Genomic DNA, 21,229 nt, shown 5'->3' with positions numbered 1-21,229 from the left:
CACTGATGGGGAGTCACTACCGTTCGACACGACAGTGAACGGTTGCGTTCACTAACGCACTTGTGGGGGATCCATAGTGTCAACCTCTCAGTTAACTCAAGATCAGAAGCCGGACAAGGCAAGGAAGCCGGGTACAGCACGGCGGGCGGGGCACCCCGGCATAGCCCTGGCGGTCATCGCGGCCTGCCAACTCATGGTGGTACTGGACGCGACGATTGTGAACATCGCGCTCCCGCACATTCAGGACGCGCTCAAGTTCTCCACCACGGACCTCACTTGGGTCGTCAGCGCGTACACGCTCACCTTCGGTGGCCTGCTGCTTCTCGGTGGCCGCGCGGGAGACATCCTCGGTCGCCGCCGGGTCTTCATGTCCGGCATCCTGCTCTTCACGCTGGCCTCCCTGCTCGGCGGACTCGCCCAGGAACCCTGGCAGTTGCTGGCGGCCCGGGCCCTGCAGGGCGTCGGTGGCGCGATCGCGTCGCCCACCTCGCTCGCCCTCATCACCACGACGTTCCCCGAAGGCCCTGAGCGGAACCGCGCGTTCGGCGTGTTCGCGGCCGTCTCCGCGGGCGGCGGCGCCGTCGGCCTCCTCGCCGGCGGCATGCTCACCGAATGGCTCGACTGGCGCTGGGTGCTGTTCGTGAACGTACCCATCGGCATCCTCATCGCGGTACTCGCGCCGATGTACATCAACGAATCCGAACGACACCCGGGACGCTTCGACATCGCGGGCGCGCTCACCTCCACGGCGGGCATGGCCTCGCTCGTGTACGGCTTCATCCGCGCGTCGGAGGAGGGCTGGCGGGACAGCGTCAGCGTGGGATCGTTCGTCGCCGCGGTGGTGCTGCTGCTCGCCTTCGCGTTCATCGAGAACCGGGCGAAGGAGCCCATCACTCCGCTCAGGATGTTCGCCGACCGCAACCGCTCGGGCACCTACGTGATCATGCTGAGCCTGGCCGCGGCGATGTTCGGCATGTTCTTCTTCATCGTCCTGTTCGCACAGAACGTACTCGGCTACTCGCCGATCGAGGCAGGCCTCGCCTTCCTCCCCGTGACGGCCGCGATCATCGTCGGCGCCGGCCTGTCCCAGCGACTCCTTCCGGTACTCGGCCCCAAGCCGTTCATGATGACCGGCGCGACACTCGTCCTGCTCGGCCTCGGCTGGCAGACGTTCATCTCCCCCGACAGCTCGTACGTGGGTGGGGTGCTCGGCCCGATGCTGCTGTTCGGTCTCGGCATGGGGCTCAACTTCGTGACGCTCACCCTGACCGCCGTCTCCGGAGTCGCCCAGCACGAGGCCGGCGCGGCATCCGGGCTGCTCAACGCGACGCAGCAGGTGGGAGGTTCACTCGGCCTCTCGATCCTGACCACGGTCTTCGGCACGGCCAGCCGGAACGAGGCCACGGACCAGATCCCGTCCTTCATGGCGCAGGCCACGCCCGAGCAGAAGGCGGAGTTCGCCAGGACTCATCAGCTCCCGGCTCCCTGGGGTCACCAGGTCCTGGCCGAGGGCATCTCGACCGCGTTCATCCCGGCCGCGGCGATGGCACTGCTCGCCCTCGTCGTAGCCACTGTGGTGATCCGGGTGCGCAAGAGCGACCTGGAAGCGCTCGCGGGTACCGCGGGTGCGGCCGGGCCGGCGGGTGGTTGACCGGAGGGAGCCGCCCGCCACATGAAGTGGATGCCGGGCCGTCCAGGTACCGAGGGCGGCCCGGCATCCGCCACGCCAAGTGAGGCAGTGGGCGAGCCGCAGGTCAGACCGGCAGGCCCGGCGCCCAGTCCGGCAGCGGCTCGGTCCGCTGCGCCCACTGGTCCGCCGGAGCGCCACCCGGGCCGGAAGCGACCACTCCGCCCACGATCGCGCACGTCGTGTCCATGTCGCCGCCGACCTGCGCCGTGTCCCAGAACGCGCGCTCGAAGTCGCCGAGCCCACGCGCCGCCGACCACAGGGCGAACGGCACGGTGTCGTGCGCCGTGGTGCGCCGGCCGCAGCCGAGGACCGCCGCCACCGTCCCCGCGTCGCCGTAGTCGAGCATGTCCCTGGCCCGCCGGAGCCCCGCGCCCACCGCACTGCGCGGCACGAGCGCGATCACACCGTCGAGGAGCGCCTGCGGCGTCGGAGGTCCTGCCGGATCGGCCACGATGGCGGCAGCTGCGGCCACGGCCATGGCCCCGACCACGGCCTCCCGGTGCTGATGCGTCGGGTAGGCGGAGATCTCGGCCTGATGCGTGGCCTGCTCCGGATCGTCCGCGTACCAGGCACCGAGAGGGGCGATCCGCATCGCCGCGCCGTTGCCCCAGGAGCCCTGGCCCTTGAAGAGCGCGGAGGACAGGGAGCGCCAGTCACCGCCCTCGCGGATCTGCCGGAGCAGCCGGTTCACCGCGGGGCCGTAGCCCCGGTCGAAGTCGTGGTGCTCCGCGAAGGACCGGGCGAGCACGTCCTGCTCGATCCGGTTCTCGGCGGCCAGGACCGCCACCACGGAGCACGCCATTTCGGTGTCGTCGGTCCACTGCCAGATGCCGTCGGGCAGCTCGCGGCGCTTGAGCAGCGGGTAGTTGGCGGGCACGAAGAACTGGGAGCCCAGCGCATCCCCCACAGCCAGGCCGCGCAGGCTGGACAGGGCGCGGTCGAGCCGCACATGAGGAGAGGAATCAGCGATCATCGCCCTGCCACTCTAACCGGTGACTCCGTACGGCTCGGGATCACGCCATCGTTCGAACGGCCGGTCCAAGCTGTATTTGCCGTTCTCCCCGAGAACGAGTGCCCGCGTCTCACCGTTCCCGGGATTCGACAGACATTCGAAGTCGGCGACGGACCAGTGGAACCAGCGCATGCAGAACAGCCGCATGGTGAGCCCATGGGTGACGAGGAGGACGTTCGACGGGTGGTCGTGCGCCTCGAAGCTCCGGTACAAGCTCTCCAGAAAAGCACCCACACGGTCGTACACGTCGGCCCCGGACTCGCCCTGGGCGAAGCGGTAGAAGAAGTGGCCGTACGCGTCGCGGTACGCCTTTTGAAGACGGACGTCGTCCCGGTCCTGCCAGTTTCCCCAGTCCTGCTCCCGCAGCCGAGGCTCCTCGCGCACCCGTACGAGCTCGGGGTCGAGCCGGAAGGCGCGGAACGTCTGGTGCGTGCGGCGGTAGGGCGACACGTACACGCTCACCCGCTCATCACCGAAGAGCTCGCGCAGGTACTTCCCTGTCTCGTCCGCCTGCCGGTGCCCCGCCTCCGTGAGGGCCAGGGCGTGGTCGGGCTCGCGTTCGTAGACGGTGTCGTCGGCGTTGCCCTCCGACTCGCCGTGCCTGACAAGGACAATGCGCCGCGGTCGTGCCATGCGGAAACCCTAGATCGGAAGGGCCGGGTTCGAGCACCCGTACGGGCTCCATCCGGCGTATGTCACACCGCGCGGCCCCTGCGCGTGGGCGATCCGGCTCACACCGTCCAGGAGGGTTCCAGCTGAACGATGTCTCCCGTGATCCCGGCGATGTCGGTCTCCGTCTGGGCGCGGGTCGAGAGCCGCTCCACGCGTTCGGCCTGGTACTTACCGTGCTCGGCCACGGAGTGCCACATCGAAAGGATCAGGAACTCGTTGCCCGGCGCCTCACCGAACAGTCCGCGCACCATCCCCGGGGAGCCGGCCATCGCGGGGTTCCAGACCTTCTCCTGCATGAGCGCGAAGTGCTCCTCGCGGTCCGCGTGCACCCGGCAGTGCGCGAGGCGCACCGTGTCCGCGTCCGTGAAACGCGGCTCGAAGCCCGTCTTCACGTCGAACCGGTGGTCGAAGAGCTTCACTTGGATGTCTTTGTACGTGCCCGACTGGGCGGCGGCGAGCCGGTCGTGCGAGCGCGCCATGAAGGAGTCGTAGAAGGCGCGGCTCTCCCAGAAACCGAGGACATGGGCCACCCCCGGCCGATTTCTGCTCCAGCCCCCGCCCTGTCCCCGGAACCCCGGCTCCCCCAGAAGCCCCGCCCACTTTCGCTGCGCCCGCTCGAACCCGCGTCGATCGGTCACGGTGCAGCGAATCCACTTGACCAGCACCGCGCCATCGTACGGCCCACGACGTGGGTTCGGTCACGCTCCGGCGTCGTGCATCCAGATCAGTCGTGCCGCGTCCTCGTCACTCAGTTCGATCCCGAACTCATGGGCGAGCAGATCCATCAACTCGCCTTCCCGTACGTCCCGTTCGTCCCGAGTGCCGTCAGGGAACTCGACCGACATCCGCATGTCGATGAGTGAGCGCTGGGTGTCGACGGCGGCACGCTGGACGACAGGGCGGTGGGTGAAGGCGGACCGCGGATGCGTCGACGTGTAGTGGTTCATCACCACGTAGTCGACGGGATGGCGCTCCTCCAGGGTGAAGGCGTAGATCTCCTCCCAGCCGCCCGGGCGCAGGCTCCGCAGGACCAGAACGCCGCTGTCCTCCGGCACGAGGCCGAAGGTCCACGGCCCCTGGCGTATCTCGATCCCGGCCCTCAGGGGGATCGGTTCGCGCAGCCCCTGGGCGCCGAAGCCCACGTCGCACAGCCACTCCTGACCGTCCTCCACGGTGACGCGGGTCAGCATGTGGGTGACGGCGCGAATCGACGTGGCACCCACCCGGACGCGCGCCCCAAGTCCCTTCACCGGGTAGCCGATTCGCTCCAGGACCGCCGCGAAGAGCAGGTTCTGCTCGTAGCAGTAGCCACCGCGGCGCTGCCGCACGAGCTTCGCCTGGAGGGCGGCGAGATCCAGGTCCACCGGCCGCCCGAGCATGATCTCCAGGTTCTCGAACGGAATCGACGCGATATGCGCGCGGTGCAGCGCGCGCAGCGTCTCCAGGTCCGGTTTCACGTCTCCCGTGAAGCCTGTTCTCGCCAAGTAGGCGTCGAGATCCAGCTCTTCCCCGTTCCAGTTCATGGTCGCAATCGTAGGACGTAGCGTGTCCGTAGCAGTCATGAACAGTCATGAGCGGACAGTCATCGACAGCCGTAACCAGCAGCCGAGGAGGGGGAGTTCGGTGAGCAGCTTCAACAAAGGGCTCAAGAAGGTCGAGGTCGCGCTGAAATGGGATCCGAGCCCGATCGGCACGCCGCCCCATGATCTCGACATCATCGCGGCGACCTACACGTCCGACGATCCGGGCGGGGCGCCGGCCTACGTCGTGCACTTCGACAGCCGCTCCCCCGACGGAACCATCACCCTCAATCGCGACAGCACGACCGGCCAGGGCTTCGGGTTCGACGAAGTCATGACACTGGAGCTGGAGCGCCTGTCACCCTCCTACGCGCGCGTGGTCGTCGGCATCGCCATACAACAGGGGGAACGGGCAACGGTGTTCGGAGCGGTGGCGAACACGGCGGTGCGGATCCGCGAGGGATACACCGACCTCGCGCAGAACGACTTCTCCGAGGTGGCCGATTCCACGGCGGCCGTGATCGCAGAGTTCACGAGGGACGACTCCGGAGAGTGGGTCTTCCGCGAGGTCCTCCAGGGCTTCGACAGCGACCCGACCTCGTTCGCCGCCGCGATGGGCCGCGCGCACTGAGTACCCCGGGGACGCGGAACGGGTGAGGGGCGGCGGGCCTGGTGGCCCGCCGCCCCTCACCTCACTGCGTCAGCGGATCAGCTGCAACCGCTGGTCGAGCCGCAGCCCTCGCAGATGTAGCAGGAGCCGGCGCGCTGCATCTTCGTGCCGCAGGAGAAGCACAGCGGAGCGTCCGCCTGGATGCCCAGCTGCATCTCCACGAGCTCGGCGCTGGTGTGCGCCTGCTGCGGAGCCGGCGCCACGGCCTGGGCCTTGGGGGCCTCGACGACGGCCTTCAGGGTCTCGGTCTGCAGCGGGGCGGACTGGGCCAGACCCTCGACGTCGACCTCGACCTCGTCGATGGACGGCTCGTACGAGCCCGTCTCCAAGTGACGCTGACGCTCCTCGGCCGAGTGGATGCCGAGCGCGGAGCGCGTCTCGAAGGGCAGGAAGTCGAGCGCCAGGCGGCGGAAGATGTAGTCGACGATCGACTGCGCCATCCGCACGTCCGGGTCGTCCGTCATGCCGGCCGGCTCGAAGCGCATGTTCGTGAACTTCGAGACGTACGTCTCCAGCGGGACGCCGTACTGCAGGCCCACCGAGACGGCGATCGAGAAGGCGTCCATCATGCCGGCGAGGGTGGAGCCCTGCTTCGACATCTTCAGGAAGACCTCGCCGAGACCGTCGTCCGGGTAGGAGTTGGCGGTCATGTAGCCCTCGGCACCACCGACGGTGAAGGAGGTGGTGATCCCCGGGCGGCCCTTGGGCAGACGCTTGCGGACCGGGCGGTACTCGACGACCTTCTCGACCGCGGTACGGATGGTCTCCTCGGCCTTGGCGGTGACCGCCGTCTTCTCCGTCTCCTTGGTCTTGGCGGAGAGGGGCTGGCCGACCTTGCAGTTGTCGCGGTAGATGGCGAGCGCCTTGACGCCCATCTTCCACGCCTCGAAGTAGACCTCTTCGACGTCCTCGACCGAGGCGGTCTCGGGCAGGTTGACCGTCTTGGACAGCGCGCCGGAGATCCAGGGCTGGATGGCGGCCATCATGCGTACGTGGCCCATCGCGGAGATGGAACGCTCGCCCATCGCGCAGTCGAAGACCTCGTAGTGCTCGGTCTTCAGGCCGGGGGCGTCGATCACGTTGCCGTTGTCGGCGATGTGGGCGACGATCGCCTCGATCTGCTCCTCCTGGTAACCCAGGCGGCGCAGGGCCTGCGGGACGGTGCCGTTGACGATCTGCATCGAGCCGCCGCCGACCAGCTTCTTGAACTTGACCAGGGCGAGGTCGGGCTCGAGGCCGGTGGTGTCGCAGGACATCGCGAGACCGATGGTGCCGGTCGGGGCGATGACCGAGGCCTGCGCGTTGCGGAAACCGTTCTTCTCACCGAGGCGGACGACGTCCTGCCAGGCCTCCGTGGCGGCGGCCCAGATCGGCGAGTCCAGGTCGTCCATGCGGACGGCCTTGGTGTTCGCGTCGGCGTGCTGCTTCATGACGCGCTGGTGCGGCTCGGCGTTACGGGCGTAGCCGTCGTACGGGCCGACGACCGCGGCGAGCTCGGCGGAACGCCTGTACGAGGTACCGGTCATCAGCGACGTGATGGAACCGGCCAGGGCGCGGCCGCCGTCGGAGTCGTACGCGTGACCCGTGGCCATCAGCAGGGCGCCGAGGTTGGCGTAGCCGATGCCCAGCTGACGGAAGGCGCGGGTGTTCTCGCCGATCTTCTGCGTCGGGAAGTCCGCGAAGCAGATCGAGATGTCCATCGCGGTGATGACCAGCTCGACGACCTTGGAGAAGCGGTCGACGTCGAAGGACTGGTGGCCCTTGCCGTCGTCCTTCAGGAACTTCATCAGGTTCAGCGACGCGAGGTTGCAGGACGTGTTGTCCAGGTGCATGTACTCGCTGCACGGGTTCGAGCCGTTGATCCGGCCGGACTCCGGGCAGGTGTGCCACTGGTTGATGGTGTCGTCGTACTGGATGCCGGGGTCGGCACACGCCCACGCGGCCTCTGCCATCTTGCGGAAGAGCGACTTGGCGTCGACCTCCTCGATGACGTCACCGGTCATCCGGGCGCGCAGACCGAACTTGCCGCCGGTCTCCACGGCCTTCATGAACTCGTCGTTCACGCGGACCGAGTTGTTGGCGTTCTGGTACTGGACGGACGTGATGTCGTCGCCGCCCAGGTCCATGTCGAAGCCCGCGTCACGCAGCGCGCGGATCTTCTCCTCTTCCTTCACCTTGGTCTCGATGAAGTTCTCGATGTCGGGGTGGTCGACGTCGAGGATGACCATCTTGGCCGCGCGGCGCGTGGCGCCACCCGACTTGATCGTTCCTGCGGAGGCGTCGGCACCGCGCATGAAGGAGACGGGACCCGAGGCGTTGCCGCCCGAGGACAGCAGTTCCTTGGAGGAACGGATCCGCGAGAGGTTCAGGCCGGCGCCGGAGCCGCCCTTGAAGATCATGCCCTCTTCCTTGTACCAGTCGAGGATCGACTCCATGGAGTCGTCGACGGCCAGGATGAAGCAGGCGGAGACCTGCTGGGGCTGCGGCGTACCGACGTTGAACCACACCGGAGAGTTGAAGCTGAAGATCTGGTGCAGGAGGGCGTACGCCAGCTCGTGCTCGAAGATCTCGGCGTCGGCGGGCGAGGAGAAGTACTTGTAGTCCTCTCCGGCCTTCCGGTACGTCTTCACGATCCGGTCGATGAGCTGCCTGAGGCTCACCTCGCGCTGCGGGGTGCCGACCGCGCCGCGGAAGTACTTGCTGGTGACGATGTTGACCGCGTTCACCGACCAGAAGCCGGGGAACTCGACGCCACGCTGCTCGAAGTTGATCGAGCCGTCGCGCCAATTGGTCATGACGACGTCACGGCGCTCCCACTCCACCTCGTCGTACGGATGCACGCCGGGAGTGGTGTGGATGCGCTCGATACGCAGCCCCTTGTTGGCCTTGGCTCCCTTGGCGCGGGAACCTCGTGCCGGGCCACTCGTCGTCTCTGTCATGCCGCCTCCCTATACCGGGCTAAAACGCCCCGAAGTGCCTCGATCTTCCCGTGGCACGGTGTGTGTCTTGTATTGCGGACGCCGCTCTTGCCGCCCGCAACAGGTCTGAATGGCCGCCGACCGACCCCTGGGCCGGTCAGTCGGCAGCGGTGGCGGGCACGGGGACTTCGACAGTCCCTCCGGGCCCGCAGTCACATGGTTCGCGCTCTCCGCCCGCGTCACCCCGACTCGCACCGGGCAGCTGTTCCCTCAGCTCCGCGATGGCCGAGTCGAAGTCCTCCAGCGAGTTGAACGCCCGGTACACGGACGCGAAGCGCAGGTAGGCGACGAGGTCGAGTTCCTGAAGCGGGCCGAGTATGGCCAGGCCCACGTCATGAGTGGTCAGCTCCGCGCTGCCGGTGGCACGCACCGCCTCTTCGACCCGCTGGCCGAGCTGGGCGAGGGCGTCCTCGGTGACGGGGCGACCCTGGCATGCCTTGCGGACGCCGTTGATCACCTTCGTACGACTGAAGGGTTCGGTCACCCCGCTCCGCTTGACCACCATGAGCGAGCACGTCTCCACGGTCGTGAAACGACGGGAGCAGTCGGGGCACTGGCGGCGCCTGCGGATCGACGTGCCGTCGTCGGTGGTGCGACTGTCGACGACACGGCTGTCGGGGTGCCTGCAGAAGGGGCAGTGCATGGAACTCCAACCCTCCTTCACAGCACGACTCAATGGCTTCGGGAGACCCTTCAGGCCCCTCGAAGCAGCCCCAAGCATAGGCGATGACGGAGACCTCGAAGGACCGGGGACCACAACTTCTGGGCTGCTGATGCAATCCAACCACTAGATCTGGGGTTTGGTCGCAAATTCGCCCCCAAGCGTGTCGCTTTCACCTCGCGAACACCGGGGCGGGGGCGCGCCCATGACGGATGTGCGCAGATCACTGGCGGCGGCGCACGGAGAGGGGGCCGGTTCCGGGTTGACGGACCACCGGATGGCACACTGGGAGCCCCACGGAGTGGGTCACGGCCTCGGCGGTGAAGCGTACCGTAATGAGCCGAATTGCCACTCCGGCGAAGCGCAAGGCATACACCCATGCACATGATCGCGACAAGCAATCTGCGATTTTTCACTCGAACGTGTGTTTGGCGCAACCTTTCGAAAGCAACTACCGTTGGCTAGCTAGGGAGAACTTCTCGAGAGGGGCCGACCGACGTGACCACCACCGCAGACAGCGCCACCATCACTGCCCAGGACCGTTCCCAGGGCCGACTCGAGCCGGTGCATGCCATGAATGACGCATCCATGAGCGCGGAGGGGCCAAAGCCCGCGCGCTCCCTGCCGGGCCGACCTCCCGGAATCCGGGCGGACAGCTCGGGGCTCACGGACAGGCAGCGCCGCGTCATCGAGGTGATCAGGGACTCCGTGCAGCGGCGTGGTTACCCGCCGTCGATGCGGGAGATCGGCCAGGCGGTGGGCCTGTCGAGCACGTCGTCGGTCGCACACCAGCTGATGGCCCTCGAGCGCAAGGGCTTCCTGCGCCGGGACCCGCACCGCCCCCGCGCCTACGAGGTCCGTGGCTCCGACCAGCCGAGCGCGCAGCCCACGGACACCGCGGGCAAGCCGGCCGCGTCGTACGTCCCGCTCGTCGGCCGCATCGCTGCCGGTGGCCCGATCCTCGCGGAAGAGTCCGTCGAGGACGTGTTCCCCCTCCCTCGGCAGCTGGTCGGTGACGGCGAGCTGTTCGTCCTGAAGGTCGTCGGTGACTCGATGATCGAGGCCGCGATCTGTGACGGCGACTGGGTCACGGTCCGCCGCCAGCCCGTCGCGGAGAACGGCGACATCGTCGCCGCGATGCTCGAGGGCGAGGCCACCGTCAAGCGTTTCAAGCGCGAGGACGGCCATGTGTGGCTGCTGCCGCACAACTCCGCGTACCAGCCGATCCCCGGTGACGAGGCGACGATCCTCGGCAAGGTGGTGGCCGTCCTGCGGCGGGTGTGACGCCGCGCCCCTTGACCGGGCCCCGGAACCAACTGCGCCGGTTCCGGGGCCCTGCTGTGTCCTAGGCCTGCCGAGTTCTTGTCTGCCGTGTCCTGGGCCTGCCGTTTGCAGGCCAGATGCGTGGGCGGGGCGGATCCCCGGGCGCCCGGGGATCCGCCCACGCCTCCGCGCGGCCCGCGCGGCTACGCGGTCTCCTCGGCTTCGGCCGTCGCCTTCGCGTCGATCGCGGCCAGCGAGCGCCGCACCTGGTTCTGGTCCGTCGTGTACCAGAAGTCCGGCATCGAGGCCCGCAGATAGCTGCCGTACCGGGCCGTGGCCAGCCGCGGGTCCAAGACCGCTACGACGCCGCGGTCCCCCGTCGCCCGTACGAGACGGCCCGCGCCCTGGGCCATCAGCAGGGCCGCGTGCGTCGCCGCCACGGCCATGAAGCCATTGCCGCCGGCGTCCTCCACGGCCTTCTGCCGGGCACTCATCAGCGGGTCGTCGGGCCGCGGGAACGGGATCTTGTCCATGACAACGAGCTGACAGCTGGCGCCGGGAACGTCCACTCCCTGCCACAGGGAGAGCGTGCCGAACAGACACGTCTTCGGGTCGGCCGCGAACCCCTTGATCAGCTCGCCGAGCGTCTCCTCGCCCTGGAGCAGGATCGGGTACTCGGGGAGCCGGGTCCGCAGTTCCTCCGCCGCGGCCTGGGCGGCGCGCATCGACGAGAAGAGTCCCAGCGTCCGGCCACCGGCGGCCTGCATCAGCTCGGCCAGCTCGTCCATCATGTCGCTGCGGGTGCCCTCACGCGCGGGGCGTGCCAGGTGCTTCGCGACGTAGAGAATGCCCTGCTTGCGGTACTCGAACGGCGATCCGACATCGACGCCCTTCCACTGCGGCAGGCCCTCGCCCTCCTGGCCCTCGGGGGCCAGGCCCAGAGAAGCGCCCACCCCGTTGAAATCGCCACCCAGCTTGAGTGTCGCCGAGGTCAGCACGACGGACCGCTCCGCGAAGAGCTTCTCCCGCAGCAGGCCGGACACCGACATGGGGGCCACTCTGAGGGACGCGCCGAAGCGGTCGTGGCGCTCGTACCAGACGACGTCGTACTCGGAGCCGTTCGTGATGCGCTCGGCCACGTCGTGGATGTTCTCCACGGAGGCCAGGGCCTGCTTGCGTACCGCGTCCTCGTCCTGGACGGACTTGTCGCGCGTGGTGCCCAGGGCCGAGATGACCGTCCGGGAGGCGTCCCGCAGCGCCATCAGCGCGTAGCCGAGGTCCTCCGGGACCTCCTCCAGGCGGCCGGGCAGCGCCAGCTCCATGAGCCGCTCGAAGCCCTCGGCCGCGGTCTGGAGCTGATCGGCCGCCTTCTCGTTGACGAGCTTGGCGGAACGGCGCACCGCGCGGTTCACCTGCCCCGGAGTGAGCTCGCCGGTCGCCACACCCGTGACCCGGGAGACGAGCTCGTGCGCCTCGTCCACGATCAGTACCTCGTGGGACGGCAGGACAGGCGCCCCTTCGATGGCGTCGATCGCCAGGAGCGCGTGATTCGTGACGATCACGTCGGCGAGCTTGGCCCGCTCTCGCGCCGCCTCGGCGAAGCACTCCTGCCCGTACGCGCACTTGGTGGCGCCCAGGCATTCCCTCGAGGAGACCGACACCTGCGACCAGGCACGATCGGAGACTCCAGGGGTCAGATCGTCCCGGTCGCCCGTCTCCGTCTCGTCGGCCCAGTCCCGCATCCGCAGCAGATCCTGGCCGAGCTTGCTGGTCGGAGCGGCCGCTTCGAACTGGTCGAAGAGCCCCTCCTCTTCGTCCTGCGGCGCTCCTTCATGGAGGCGGTGCAGGCACAGATAGTTCGACCGGCCCTTGAGCATGGCGAACTGGGGGCGCCGGCGCAGCAGGGGGTGCAGCGCGTCGACCGTGCGCGGCAGATCCCGCTCGACAAGCTGGCGCTGGAGGGCCAGCGTGGCCGTCGCGACCACGACCCGCTCCCCGTGCGCCAGGGCAGGGACCAGGTATCCGAGGGACTTACCGGTACCCGTGCCTGCCTGTGCGAGCAGGTGGGAACCGCCGTCGATCGCCTCGGCGACGGTCTCGGCCATGGTCACCTGGCCAGGTCGTTCCGTACCGCCGACGGCGGCGACGGCGGCGTGCAGGAGCTCGGGGAGGGAGGGCTTCGTCATAGCTCGACCACCCTACGGGGCACCACTGACAATCCCGCGATCAAGGCTGGTGCAGTGGATTGGGCACCGTGCCGTGCACGGCCGCGTGGGGGCGCTGCGACCGGTCGCGGTAACCGTCCAGATGCAGTCGGTTGCGATTGAGGCAGAGCCGCTCGATACGGGGAGTGAGGAGGTCGAACATCTCGTACCGCTCCTTGAGCTCGGGGAAGCGCGCCTGATGCCGCACGATCTCCGCGCGCACCAAGGACCAGAACTTCTCTTCAGTGACCCCCAGCTGTTTCTCGCACAGGGGCGCCAGATACCGGAAGACGCCGACGAAGAGCCCTGAGTGGATGAACTGGGTCAGGAAGGCGGGCGGCTCGGTGAGCAGGGTCTCGCGTACGTCCTGCGGCATGCGGTCATGCTCGGGCAGCGGCTCTGCGCTCACGTTCACGTCGTCGACGAAGTCCTTCACCGCGAGCCGCACCGGCACGTCGTGGTCGTCGAAGACGACGATGGCGTTCTCCCCGTGCGGGGAGAACACGGTGCCGTAACGGTAGAGGAAGTGCAGGAGCGGGGGCAGCAGGGCCGCGAAGAGCCGGCGCATCCACACCTCGGCGGTCAGCCCGGATCGGCCGACGAGCTCCGCGGTGAAGGCACGGCCGTGCGGGTCTACGTGGAGCAGAGAGGCCAGGGTGCGGGCCCGCTCGCCGGGGGCGAGATACCGGGAGACCGGTTCGCGCCAGATGGCGCCCAGCAACTCCTTGTACTGATACGGGACTTCTTCGAGGCCGTCGTATGCAGGGTGCTCGACGGCGACCGAGGCCACCTCCCCCAGGAGGATGACTCCGCAATCGTCCTTCAAGAAGGGGTCTGTTTCGCGGAGGGAGTGCATCCACGCGGTGACCGACGGTGCCGCGAGCGTGCGCTCGGTGGGCAGGCCGCGCCACACAAGGGTGTTGAGTACGGACAGCGGGAGCTTCACCGTGTGGCGGTCGGGGCGCGAGATGTTGAGGAACGTACGGATGGACTGCTGGGGCAGGCGCACGTCGCCGTCGGTGGGGAGCGGCACGATGGCGTCCGTCGCTACGGGGCCGGCGAAGAGGGGCAGCACGATATTGCTCCACTGCCACGGGTGTACCGGTAGGTACAGGTAGGCCCGCGGGTCCAGGCCGCGCTCCCGGAGGGCCTCGGCGAAGGAATCCCGCGCCGCCGGGGAGAGCTCACGGTCGTACAGCCGATCGGCTGTCGCGAGGTCCGCGACGCCTCTGTAGGCGGCGATCCTCGTGTGGACGGCGATCCACGGGAGCCTCCCGGGGATACGGGCCTCGGGGGCCCAGCGGGCGGTGTCGGAGGCCGAGAAGCCCAGGCGGCCCTTGTTGAGGACGAGCCAGGGGTGGCCGGTCTGGTGGCCTTCCAGTTCGGCGTATCCGAGCTCGGCGAGCTGGGCCGCGGTGAGCGCGGTGTGGTCGAGACGGGCGTCGGCGGCGAGGGTGACGGTGAGCTCGCGGATGAGATGCCCGAGCGTGGCGCCGTCGAGGCCGAGGACGTGCTTGGCGCGGAGGAGGAAGACGAGAGGGTCGGTGAAGCGTTCCGGCGGGTTCGTTGCGGGGGGCGAGGGCTTGGGCTCGGCGGCGTCCGCACCCTTGTCAGTCCGTGCGGCGCGGCCGGCGGTCTCGTCCGGGCTGCCGGCGATCCATTGGATGCTGCCGGGGTCCACGAGCCAGCTGCCGTAGGCGCCCCGGCGGGCCCTGAACCGGAACGCGCTGCCCGGCGGCATGTGGGCGCCCTCGACGGGGAGGATGTAGAGGTCTGTCCGCCCTGGCGCCGGACCCGGCCCGCCTTCCGCCTCCGGCCCCCGCTCCCGCTCCCGCTCCCGCTCCCGCTCCGGCTCCGGCTCCGGCTCACGTTTCGGTTCGATGATCTCCTCGTACGCGAACTCGCCGATCATCTTTGCCAGCAGCCGGGCTGCGGCGCGCTCCCAGTTCTCGGGGGTCAGCTCCGCTGGGTCGTACAGAGCGGAGGACGCTGCGGAAGTCTGGGGCTCGGACGGATTCGGCACGGGGACTCCTCGGGAGGGAACCGGATCGGGGTGAGCGGTGTACTAAGAGTGACGGGCTCACAGCAGAGCGCGCAGGGCCCGGTCTCGGATCATCAGTGCGGCCCGTTTGTCGGGAAGGTCCACCTCGGCGGAGAAGCGGAAACCAGCACTCAAGAACGCAGATACGGAGGGGGTGTTGCGGAGGTCCGGCTCTGCGACGACACGAGCGCAGGGCGGACGGTGGTCGAGTACGAGGTCGGCGACGGCCTTGAGCAGGCCCGTGCCGAGTCCTCGGCCGCGGTTGGCGACACCACCGATGAGGAGGTGAACACCGGTGTCGTGCGGGCGGGCGGGGTAGTGGCGGGCCAGTGGGTCGAGGTCGGCGCGGTAGATCTCCCAGTAGCTCATCGGGGTGCCGTCCAGTACGCCGAGGCAGGGGACGCTGCGCCCGTCGCCGTCCAGTTGGGAGCGGAGATGGTTCTCCGTGACGCTCTCCGGACCTTCAAGTTCCCAGAAGGCGGCTACGGCTGGGTCGTTCATCCAGCGGCTGATCAGCGGTAGGTCGCGTTCCATACGGACGGGAACCAGTTGGAAGACGCCGGAACGTGTGGTGACCGGTCCCCACGCTCCGACGTCGTCGAGCAGGTCGTCGTCCGCCAGGGCCGTCGAGGTGCCGCCCGGTACGTGCGCTCGCGTTCCGTCGCCCGCGCGCCCGTACCCGGAAAAGCCTGCGCCGGCCCCCTGGCCCACGCTGCCGTTGCTCTGTCCGCCGGTTCCACCCTGTCCGGCGATCAGGTCGATGAGTTCGTCGGGCAGACGCAGGTCCAGGGTGTCGGCGACGTCCGTGCCGCCGCCGGGGTCGGAACCTGTGAGCTCGTCGGCGCCGGATCCCGTGTCGGCGATCTCGTCGGTGACGGCATCGGTTTGGGCGGTGGCGGGCGTGGCTCCGCCGTCGGTGCGCGCGTCGGTGGATGACACGGCGACGTTCCTCTCAGGGGATGGGGTGGGGCATGTTCCTCAGGAATGAAGGGGGTTGGCGATGGTGACGTAGACGGACTGGGTGTCGACGGGACCGACCAGTTCGTCGAGTCCGTGCAGGCGGGTGAGGAGGTTGGCCTTGCAGCGCAGGGCCGGGGAGTCGAGGAGGTATCCGGGCAGCGGGGTGCGGAGCTTGTCCGGGCCCGACGCGACATCGGAGAGGAACCCGCGGAAGGCGGCGAGCAACAGCCCTTCGTCCGCCAGCTGTTGGGAGCCGAAGGCGCCGATGAGACCGAAGACGTTGTTGATCCCGAGGTAGTAGGCGAACCTCTCATCGGTGACGTCGTCGGAGACGAAGGTGTCACTGTGGCTGCCGATGCCGGGCAGCCGGCCGTCCAGCTCGGCGCGCCGGGACTCGCGGAAGTAGTAGCCCTGGTTGTCGCGGTAGCGTCCGCCGACGGGCCAGCCTTCGGGGTCGAGCAGCAGCAGCGTGTTCTGCTGATGGGCCTCCAGGGCCACGCCTGCGGTGCTGTCGAGCCAGAGCACGGGGCGTACGACGCGCTCGAGGTAGCGCAGGAACCACTCGGCGGCGACGGCGCCACGGGGGCGTCCGGTGCGGCCGGCGAGGCGGGTGATCGTCTCGGCGAGGCGGGAGCGCATGAGATGGCGGTCCCGTTGCCCGTGGGGCATGGCCGGGGGTCTGGGTGACACGAGGCCGGCGATGCAGGCTGCGTCGTCTCCGGGTGCGAACGGGTTGTTCCGGATCATCACGTCCAGGCCGGCCACCGGTTCGCCGTCCGGGCCGTTGACGGCGAGCCAGGCCGGGTCGCGGACGATGTCGAATCCAGGGTGGGCCGCCTGCCACTGCTCGAAGAGCCCCGTGCGCAGCAGTCGGTGGACCTCGACTCCGCGGTGGAGTTCCTTACGGAGATTCTCCCGACGGGAGTTGGTGATGCGCAGGCCGAGCGAGAGCTTCAGCATGGCCGACGCATCGGGCCGGTAGAGGGTACGAACGGAGGAGGTGGGGTACCAGGGGGCGCCGTGCGGACCGAGGTCACGAAGAAGGCCGGCGTCGAGGAGGGCCGCAGTCTGGGGGCGATGCTTGAGCTCGCGAACCTGCCAGGGGTGCAAGGGCAGGGCGGCGTGGCCGTCGGGCAGAGGCAGTTCCGTCCCGGCGAGTTGGAGGATGAGCTGGTCTGCCGGGAGCGGGCGGCCCCGCTGGGTCCAGGCCGAGTCCATCGCGAGCACCGAGCGGTTCACCGCCATCCAGTGCACGGGGAAGGATCCCTGCAACTCGGGTGAGTAGAGCCGGGATTCGGCCTCGGACAGGCCCTCGCGACTCTTCGGCGTCGGGTGCAGAGGGTGGCCGAGCAGGAGGGACTGTTCGGCGGCCAGAAAGAGGTCGGTCGTGTCGCGGGGGTTGATGCGGCGGTGGGCGATGAAGTCGGCGGTGCGGCGAATCGAGTCGGCCACGCGCCCCACTAGGTCGGCCCCGTCGCCTGAGGGGGTGGAGTGGGAGGAGTGAGGGGTGACGTGGGGAGACGGCTCGGGGCGAGCGGACTCGAGGTGGAGGGACTCGGGGCGAGCGGACTCCGAGCGGGGGACTTCGGGGCGGGGAGCCTGCGCCTCCGGGTAGGAGGACTCGCCACTGACGTCGGGCTGCGCAACGGGGTCGACGTGCGGACGCGGCGCCGCGGGTGCGGTGGTAGCGGCGGCGAACTGGGAGGTGTCCGGGACGGTCGGCGTGGGCGGCGCGAAGACGCTCGGGGTCTGCGCCGAAACGGTCTGGGCCGGTGCCGAGGCGGTCGGAATCGGCGCCCCGCCGGTCGGCGACTCCGGCCCGCCCGGAGCCCTGGGAGCGGTGTCCGGCGTGCCCCGCGACCACGGAACGGCGTCCTCCCGCCGGGGCGCGTCACCGGCGCTTCCGCCGCCGCCCCTCACTCGGACACCGACACCGTCACCCACCTCGGTCGCGCTTCCCGGGCCCGATGCCTCGCGGCTCAGGAGAGCGGCAACGGTGACCGCGTCGACGCGCGGGGCGTCGAGCGGGCCGCCCTGGAGATGGGGCATGCCGAACCGGTGCCAGCCGGTCGCGGACCAGTAATGGACAGGGATGAGGAGGGCGGTGCCACTTGCGGGCAGAGGAATTCGCAGAGTGCCGTGCGGGGGTTCGGCCAGATCGTTCTCCCGCGCCCAGCAGCGGAGCAGGTTCTCGACGGCCGCGGCCTGGGCCGCGGTGGCGGGGTCGGGATGCTCCAGCAGGTCGGCGGTGGAGCCGTGCAGATGCTCGGCCTCCTGGCTGCCGTCCTTCTGCCGGGGGACCGTCCCGCGTTCCGGGGCGAGTTGGGGCTGCGTGTCGCAGGCTCCGGTCGCCTGGGGGCTGTGTCGGTCGTCGGGGGCGGGATTGGCGTTCAACGGGGCTTCCTTGTGGGGTAGTTGACTCCGTGATGCGGTGGTCCGGACTGTCCGGTGTTCCGCTGCTGTCCGTGGTGGTCCGTGTCGTGGTGGCCCTGGCCTGGCGGGTGTGGGGCTCCAGGACGGGGCCGGTCCCGGCTCGGCTATCCGCGATGCGTGCGGGCCGCCTCGGCCAGGGCGTCCGCGAGACGCTCGACGACGGCGGCAGCCTGTTCATCGGTGATCGTGAGGGGCGGCAGAAGGCGTACGACGCTGGAGTGGCGGCCGCCGAGCTCGACGATGAGTCCACGGCGGAGGCATTCGCGCTGCACGGAGGCGGCGAGTTCGGGCGCGGGAGGATGTGGGCCCACGTCGGGTGCGGCCGGCCGGTCCGGGTCCTGGACGGCGCCTACGTCGACCAGCTCGACGCCGATCATCAGGCCGCGGCCTCGCACGTCCCCGATGCAGGGGTGTTCGGCGGCGAGGCCCTGGAGCTGGCCCACCATGCGGGCACCCAGGAGGGCGGCGCGTTCGGCGAGACGGTTCTCCCGGACATAGGCGAGGGTCGCGGCGCCGGCGGCCATGGCGAGCTGGTTCCCGCGGAACGTGCCGGCGTGGGCCCCGGGTTGCCACACGTCGAGGTCGTCGCGATAGACGACGACGGCCAGGGGAAGGCTGCCGCCGATCGCCTTGGAAAGGACCATGACGTCGGGCACCACGCCGCTGTGTTCGACCGCCCAGAAGGCGCCGGTCCTGCCCACGCCGGTCTGGACCTCGTCGGCGATCAGCGGGATGGAGCGCGCCGCCGTGAGTTCGCGCATCCGGCGCATCCAGGCGTCGGGCGCGGGAATCACCCCGCCTTCCCCCTGGACGGGTTCGAGGATCATGCCGGCGGGGTGCGGCACCCCCGACTTGGGATCGTCGATGAGGGATTCGGTCCAGCGCGCGGAGAGTTCGGCGCCGCGCTCACCGCCGACGCCGAAGGGACAGCGGTAGTCCTGCGGAAAGGGCAGCCGCGCGACCCTGACGTCCTGCGCCCCGCCGGACGCTTCGAGCGCCCCCGCGGTCATCCCGTGATAGGCGCCGGTGAAGGCGAGCATTCCGCTGCGACCGGTGGCCGTGCGGACGAGTTTCAGGGCGGCCTCCACCGCGTCGGTGCCGGCCGGTCCACAGAACTGGATCCGTGCCCGCTCGGCGAGCCCGGCGGGCAGCGTTCGGAAGAGTTCCGTCGTGAAGGCGTCCTTCACGGGGGTGGCCAGGTCGAGCACATGCAGGGGGGCGCCGGAGTCGAGTACGCGCCTGATCGCTTCGAGCACGACAGGGTGGTTGTGGCCGAGGGCCAGCGTGCCCGCGCCGGAGAGGCAGTCGAGGTACCGGCGTCCGTCGGCGCCCTCGATCGTCAGGCCGCGCGCCCGCACGGGCACGATCGGCAGGGCGCGCGCATAGGTGCGGGCCGCCGACTCCCGCGCGGACTGCCGCCGCAGGATTCCCTCTTGGGCAACGCCCTCACGGGCGGCGCCCCCCTCGTACCCCGCGGGCACCGCCGCGGGCGCAGGCTCGGTGACGGCCACTGCTGCTGGTCCTCCCCCTGGATCCCGCTGGATCCGGTCGAATTCTCGCTATGGGGGGATCAGTTGACGTACGGGTGTCCGGGGCGGAACCCCAAGGACCGAACGACGACGGCGAATCCCCCGTACGTACTAACGACGGTGACTGCGCGGGATCACGGGTCGGCGGAAAATCCTTGCCTCTTGGAAGATCCATGCCGTGACGGAACCGTTGCCGTTCCGTGGGTAGTCCCCCACAGGGCGCGCATAGGGTGGGTTGCCGTTCGACGGAGGGCGGAGGGTTCGGTCGCGGGGCGAGGCACATCAAGTGCCGAGCGTGGCGCGACGGGTTCACGACCGCCGGCGGCCGGCACTGCACAGTTCTCGAAGCCCAGGGGGATTCACGACATGCGACCCATACGTCCGCTCTTGACCGTTCAGCGCGGGAGGAGCACGCGCCGCAGAACCTCCCCCGTGGCGGCCGCTCTCGCCATGGGTGCGGCGCTCGCGCTCACCGCCACCGCGTGCGGTCCGGGCGACGACAACGCGGACGCGAAGCCGACCGCGTCCGCGGCGCAGGACGGCAACGACAAGCTCCAGATCCCGGACGACATCAAGGACCGGCTCAAGGAGCACGGTATTGATCTGGACAAGTGGAAGAACGGCGAGTGGAAGAACTGGGACAAGGACAAGTGGCTGCGTGAGGCGCAGGACTACGTCAACCCCATCATCGACGGCCTGTGGGACCGGGACCGGATGCGTGACGCCGACAAGAACCCGGACAACGAGGTCGACGACAACGACATCTCGGGCGACCAGGGCGTGACGGACCCGACGCCGCAGCCGGTGAAGGCCGCGGCCGTCGGCACGCCGTACCACGAGAGCGCGCCGTACGCCGGAAAGCTCTTCTTCGACGGCCCCGAGGGCTCGATGGTCTGCTCGGCGACGGTCGTCACGGACCCCGCGCACCCGGGCAAGTCGAACATGGTGTGGACCGCGGGCCACTGCGTGCACGCCGGCAAGAACGGCGGCTGGTACCGCAACATCGCCTTCGTGCCCTCGTACAACAACGCGGGCCTGTCGGACGAGCAGCTCAAGACCGCCACCAAGGAAGAGGTCGCTCCGTACGGCGTCTGGTGGGGCGCGTGGGCGCAGACGTCCGACCAGTGGATCGAGCAGGGCGGTCCGACGGGCGGGCAGGGCGCGCCGTACGACTTCGCGGTCATCCAGGTCACTCCGGAGAAGGGCAGCGAGGGCAAGTCCCTCGAAGAGGCGGTCGGCACGGCCGTGCCGGTCGACTTCAACGCGCCCGCGGTGCCGAAGATCGCGACGATGACGGCGAAGGGCTACCCGGCCGCGCCGCCGTACGACGGCCAGACGCTGTACCAGTGCGCCGACAAGCCGGGCCGGCTCTCGCTCGCGAAGGCCGAGCCGACGATGTACCGCATCGGGTGCACCATGACCGGCGGTTCCTCCGGTGGCGGCTGGATCGCGCAGGGCTCCAGCGGCAAGCCGTCGCTGGTGTCGAACACGTCGATCGGCCCGGTGACGGCCGGCTGGCTCGCAGGCCCGCGCCTCGGCAAGGAGGCCAAGGGGATCTACGACGCGGTCAGCAAGAAGTACGCCGACAAGTAGGTC

General features: G+C 69.4%; 15 protein-coding genes. 4 read left to right on the top strand and 11 right to left on the bottom strand.

Annotation, left to right across the window (positions count from 1 at the left end):
* The first annotated feature begins 76 nt into the window (after positions 1–76).
* Complete coding sequence (locus LGI35_RS32005) at positions 77–1,651, top strand: MFS transporter (RefSeq protein ID WP_227297769.1); 1,575 nt, start codon at positions 77–79, stop codon at positions 1,649–1,651.
* A 103-nt stretch (positions 1,652–1,754) separates the two neighbouring features.
* Here the strand turns inward: LGI35_RS32005 and LGI35_RS32000 are convergent, their stop codons facing one another.
* The 4 genes from LGI35_RS32000 to LGI35_RS31985 form a co-directional block, all read right to left on the bottom strand.
* The gene (locus LGI35_RS32000) at positions 1,755–2,663 is read right to left on the bottom strand and encodes an ADP-ribosylglycohydrolase family protein (RefSeq protein ID WP_227297768.1); all 909 of its coding nucleotides are present in this window, start codon (positions 2,661–2,663) and stop codon (positions 1,755–1,757) included.
* 12 nt (positions 2,664–2,675) lie between these two features.
* Complete coding sequence (locus LGI35_RS31995; protein ID WP_227297767.1) at positions 2,676–3,335, bottom strand: histidine phosphatase family protein; 660 nt, start codon at positions 3,333–3,335, stop codon at positions 2,676–2,678.
* A 98-nt stretch (positions 3,336–3,433) separates the two neighbouring features.
* Positions 3,434–4,039: a YdbC family protein gene (locus LGI35_RS31990; protein ID WP_116509007.1), complete on the bottom strand. Its 606-nt coding sequence runs from the start codon at positions 4,037–4,039 to the stop codon at positions 3,434–3,436.
* Between the two features lie 33 nt (positions 4,040–4,072).
* Positions 4,073–4,897, bottom strand: coding sequence for an arylamine N-acetyltransferase family protein (locus LGI35_RS31985; RefSeq protein ID WP_227297766.1), 825 nt, complete (start codon positions 4,895–4,897; stop codon positions 4,073–4,075).
* Positions 4,898–4,997: 100 nt separating this feature from the next.
* Between LGI35_RS31985 and LGI35_RS31980 the strand changes: the two genes are divergently transcribed.
* Positions 4,998–5,525 carry a TerD family protein gene (locus LGI35_RS31980; RefSeq protein ID WP_227297765.1) on the top strand — a complete coding sequence of 176 codons (528 nt, stop codon included), beginning with the start codon at positions 4,998–5,000 and terminating at the stop codon, positions 5,523–5,525.
* 77 nt (positions 5,526–5,602) lie between these two features.
* Here LGI35_RS31980 and LGI35_RS31975 read toward each other — a convergent pair whose 3' ends face one another.
* Positions 5,603–8,503: a vitamin B12-dependent ribonucleotide reductase gene (locus LGI35_RS31975; RefSeq protein WP_227297764.1), complete on the bottom strand. Its 2,901-nt coding sequence runs from the start codon at positions 8,501–8,503 to the stop codon at positions 5,603–5,605.
* A 136-nt stretch (positions 8,504–8,639) separates the two neighbouring features.
* On the bottom strand, positions 8,640–9,185 hold the full coding sequence (gene nrdR / locus LGI35_RS31970) for a transcriptional regulator NrdR (RefSeq protein ID WP_227297763.1): 546 nt from the start codon (positions 9,183–9,185) through the stop codon (positions 8,640–8,642).
* Between the two features lie 516 nt (positions 9,186–9,701).
* Here nrdR and lexA point away from each other — a divergent pair.
* On the top strand, positions 9,702–10,487 hold the full coding sequence (gene lexA, locus LGI35_RS31965) for a transcriptional repressor LexA (RefSeq protein ID WP_100591111.1): 786 nt from the start codon (positions 9,702–9,704) through the stop codon (positions 10,485–10,487).
* A gap of 182 nt (positions 10,488–10,669) precedes the next feature.
* Here the strand turns inward: lexA and LGI35_RS31960 are convergent, their stop codons facing one another.
* The 5 genes from LGI35_RS31960 to LGI35_RS31940 form a co-directional block, all read right to left on the bottom strand.
* A complete protein-coding gene (locus tag LGI35_RS31960; RefSeq protein ID WP_227297762.1) occupies positions 10,670–12,652 on the bottom strand; it encodes an ATP-dependent DNA helicase in 1,983 nt (660 codons plus the stop codon).
* A 40-nt stretch (positions 12,653–12,692) separates the two neighbouring features.
* Positions 12,693–14,693: an IucA/IucC family protein gene (locus LGI35_RS31955; RefSeq protein WP_423835741.1), complete on the bottom strand. Its 2,001-nt coding sequence runs from the start codon at positions 14,691–14,693 to the stop codon at positions 12,693–12,695.
* A gap of 57 nt (positions 14,694–14,750) precedes the next feature.
* Entirely contained in the window at positions 14,751–15,650 is a 900-nt protein-coding gene (locus tag LGI35_RS31950) for a GNAT family N-acetyltransferase (protein WP_227297761.1), read from the bottom strand.
* A gap of 39 nt (positions 15,651–15,689) precedes the next feature.
* A complete protein-coding gene (locus LGI35_RS31945; RefSeq protein ID WP_481007113.1) occupies positions 15,690–17,462 on the bottom strand; it encodes an IucA/IucC family protein in 1,773 nt (590 codons plus the stop codon).
* Between the two features lie 746 nt (positions 17,463–18,208).
* Positions 18,209–19,615: a diaminobutyrate--2-oxoglutarate transaminase family protein gene (locus tag LGI35_RS31940; protein WP_376694178.1), complete on the bottom strand. Its 1,407-nt coding sequence runs from the start codon at positions 19,613–19,615 to the stop codon at positions 18,209–18,211.
* Positions 19,616–19,999: 384 nt separating this feature from the next.
* Between LGI35_RS31940 and LGI35_RS31935 the strand changes: the two genes are divergently transcribed.
* The gene (locus tag LGI35_RS31935) at positions 20,000–21,226 is read left to right on the top strand and encodes a trypsin-like serine peptidase (RefSeq protein WP_227297760.1); all 1,227 of its coding nucleotides are present in this window, start codon (positions 20,000–20,002) and stop codon (positions 21,224–21,226) included.
* The last annotated feature ends 3 nt before the right edge of the window (positions 21,227–21,229 follow it).

It is taken from the genome of Streptomyces longhuiensis, assembly GCF_020616555.1.
In the GTDB taxonomy this organism is placed as follows: domain Bacteria; phylum Actinomycetota; class Actinomycetes; order Streptomycetales; family Streptomycetaceae; genus Streptomyces; species Streptomyces longhuiensis.
The sequence above is the reverse complement of the archived record's forward strand: the minus strand, read 5'-3'. Positions and strand labels throughout refer to the sequence as shown.

What these genes read in the sequence shown, in the direction of transcription:
- LGI35_RS32000 (WP_227297768.1), bottom strand. Translation starts at nt 2,663, where the DNA reads ATGATCGCTGATTCCTCTCCTCATGTGCGGCTCGACCGCGCCCTGTCC.
- LGI35_RS31995 (WP_227297767.1), bottom strand. Translation starts at nt 3,335, where the DNA reads ATGGCACGACCGCGGCGCATTGTCCTTGTCAGGCACGGCGAGTCGGAG.
- LGI35_RS31985 (WP_227297766.1), bottom strand. Translation starts at nt 4,897, where the DNA reads ATGAACTGGAACGGGGAAGAGCTGGATCTCGACGCCTACTTGGCGAGA.
- LGI35_RS31975 (WP_227297764.1), bottom strand. Translation starts at nt 8,503, where the DNA reads ATGACAGAGACGACGAGTGGCCCGGCACGAGGTTCCCGCGCCAAGGGA.
- nrdR (WP_227297763.1), bottom strand. Translation starts at nt 9,185, where the DNA reads ATGCACTGCCCCTTCTGCAGGCACCCCGACAGCCGTGTCGTCGACAGT.
- LGI35_RS31960 (WP_227297762.1), bottom strand. Translation starts at nt 12,652, where the DNA reads ATGACGAAGCCCTCCCTCCCCGAGCTCCTGCACGCCGCCGTCGCCGCC.
- LGI35_RS31935 (WP_227297760.1), top strand. Translation starts at nt 20,000, where the DNA reads ATGCGACCCATACGTCCGCTCTTGACCGTTCAGCGCGGGAGGAGCACG.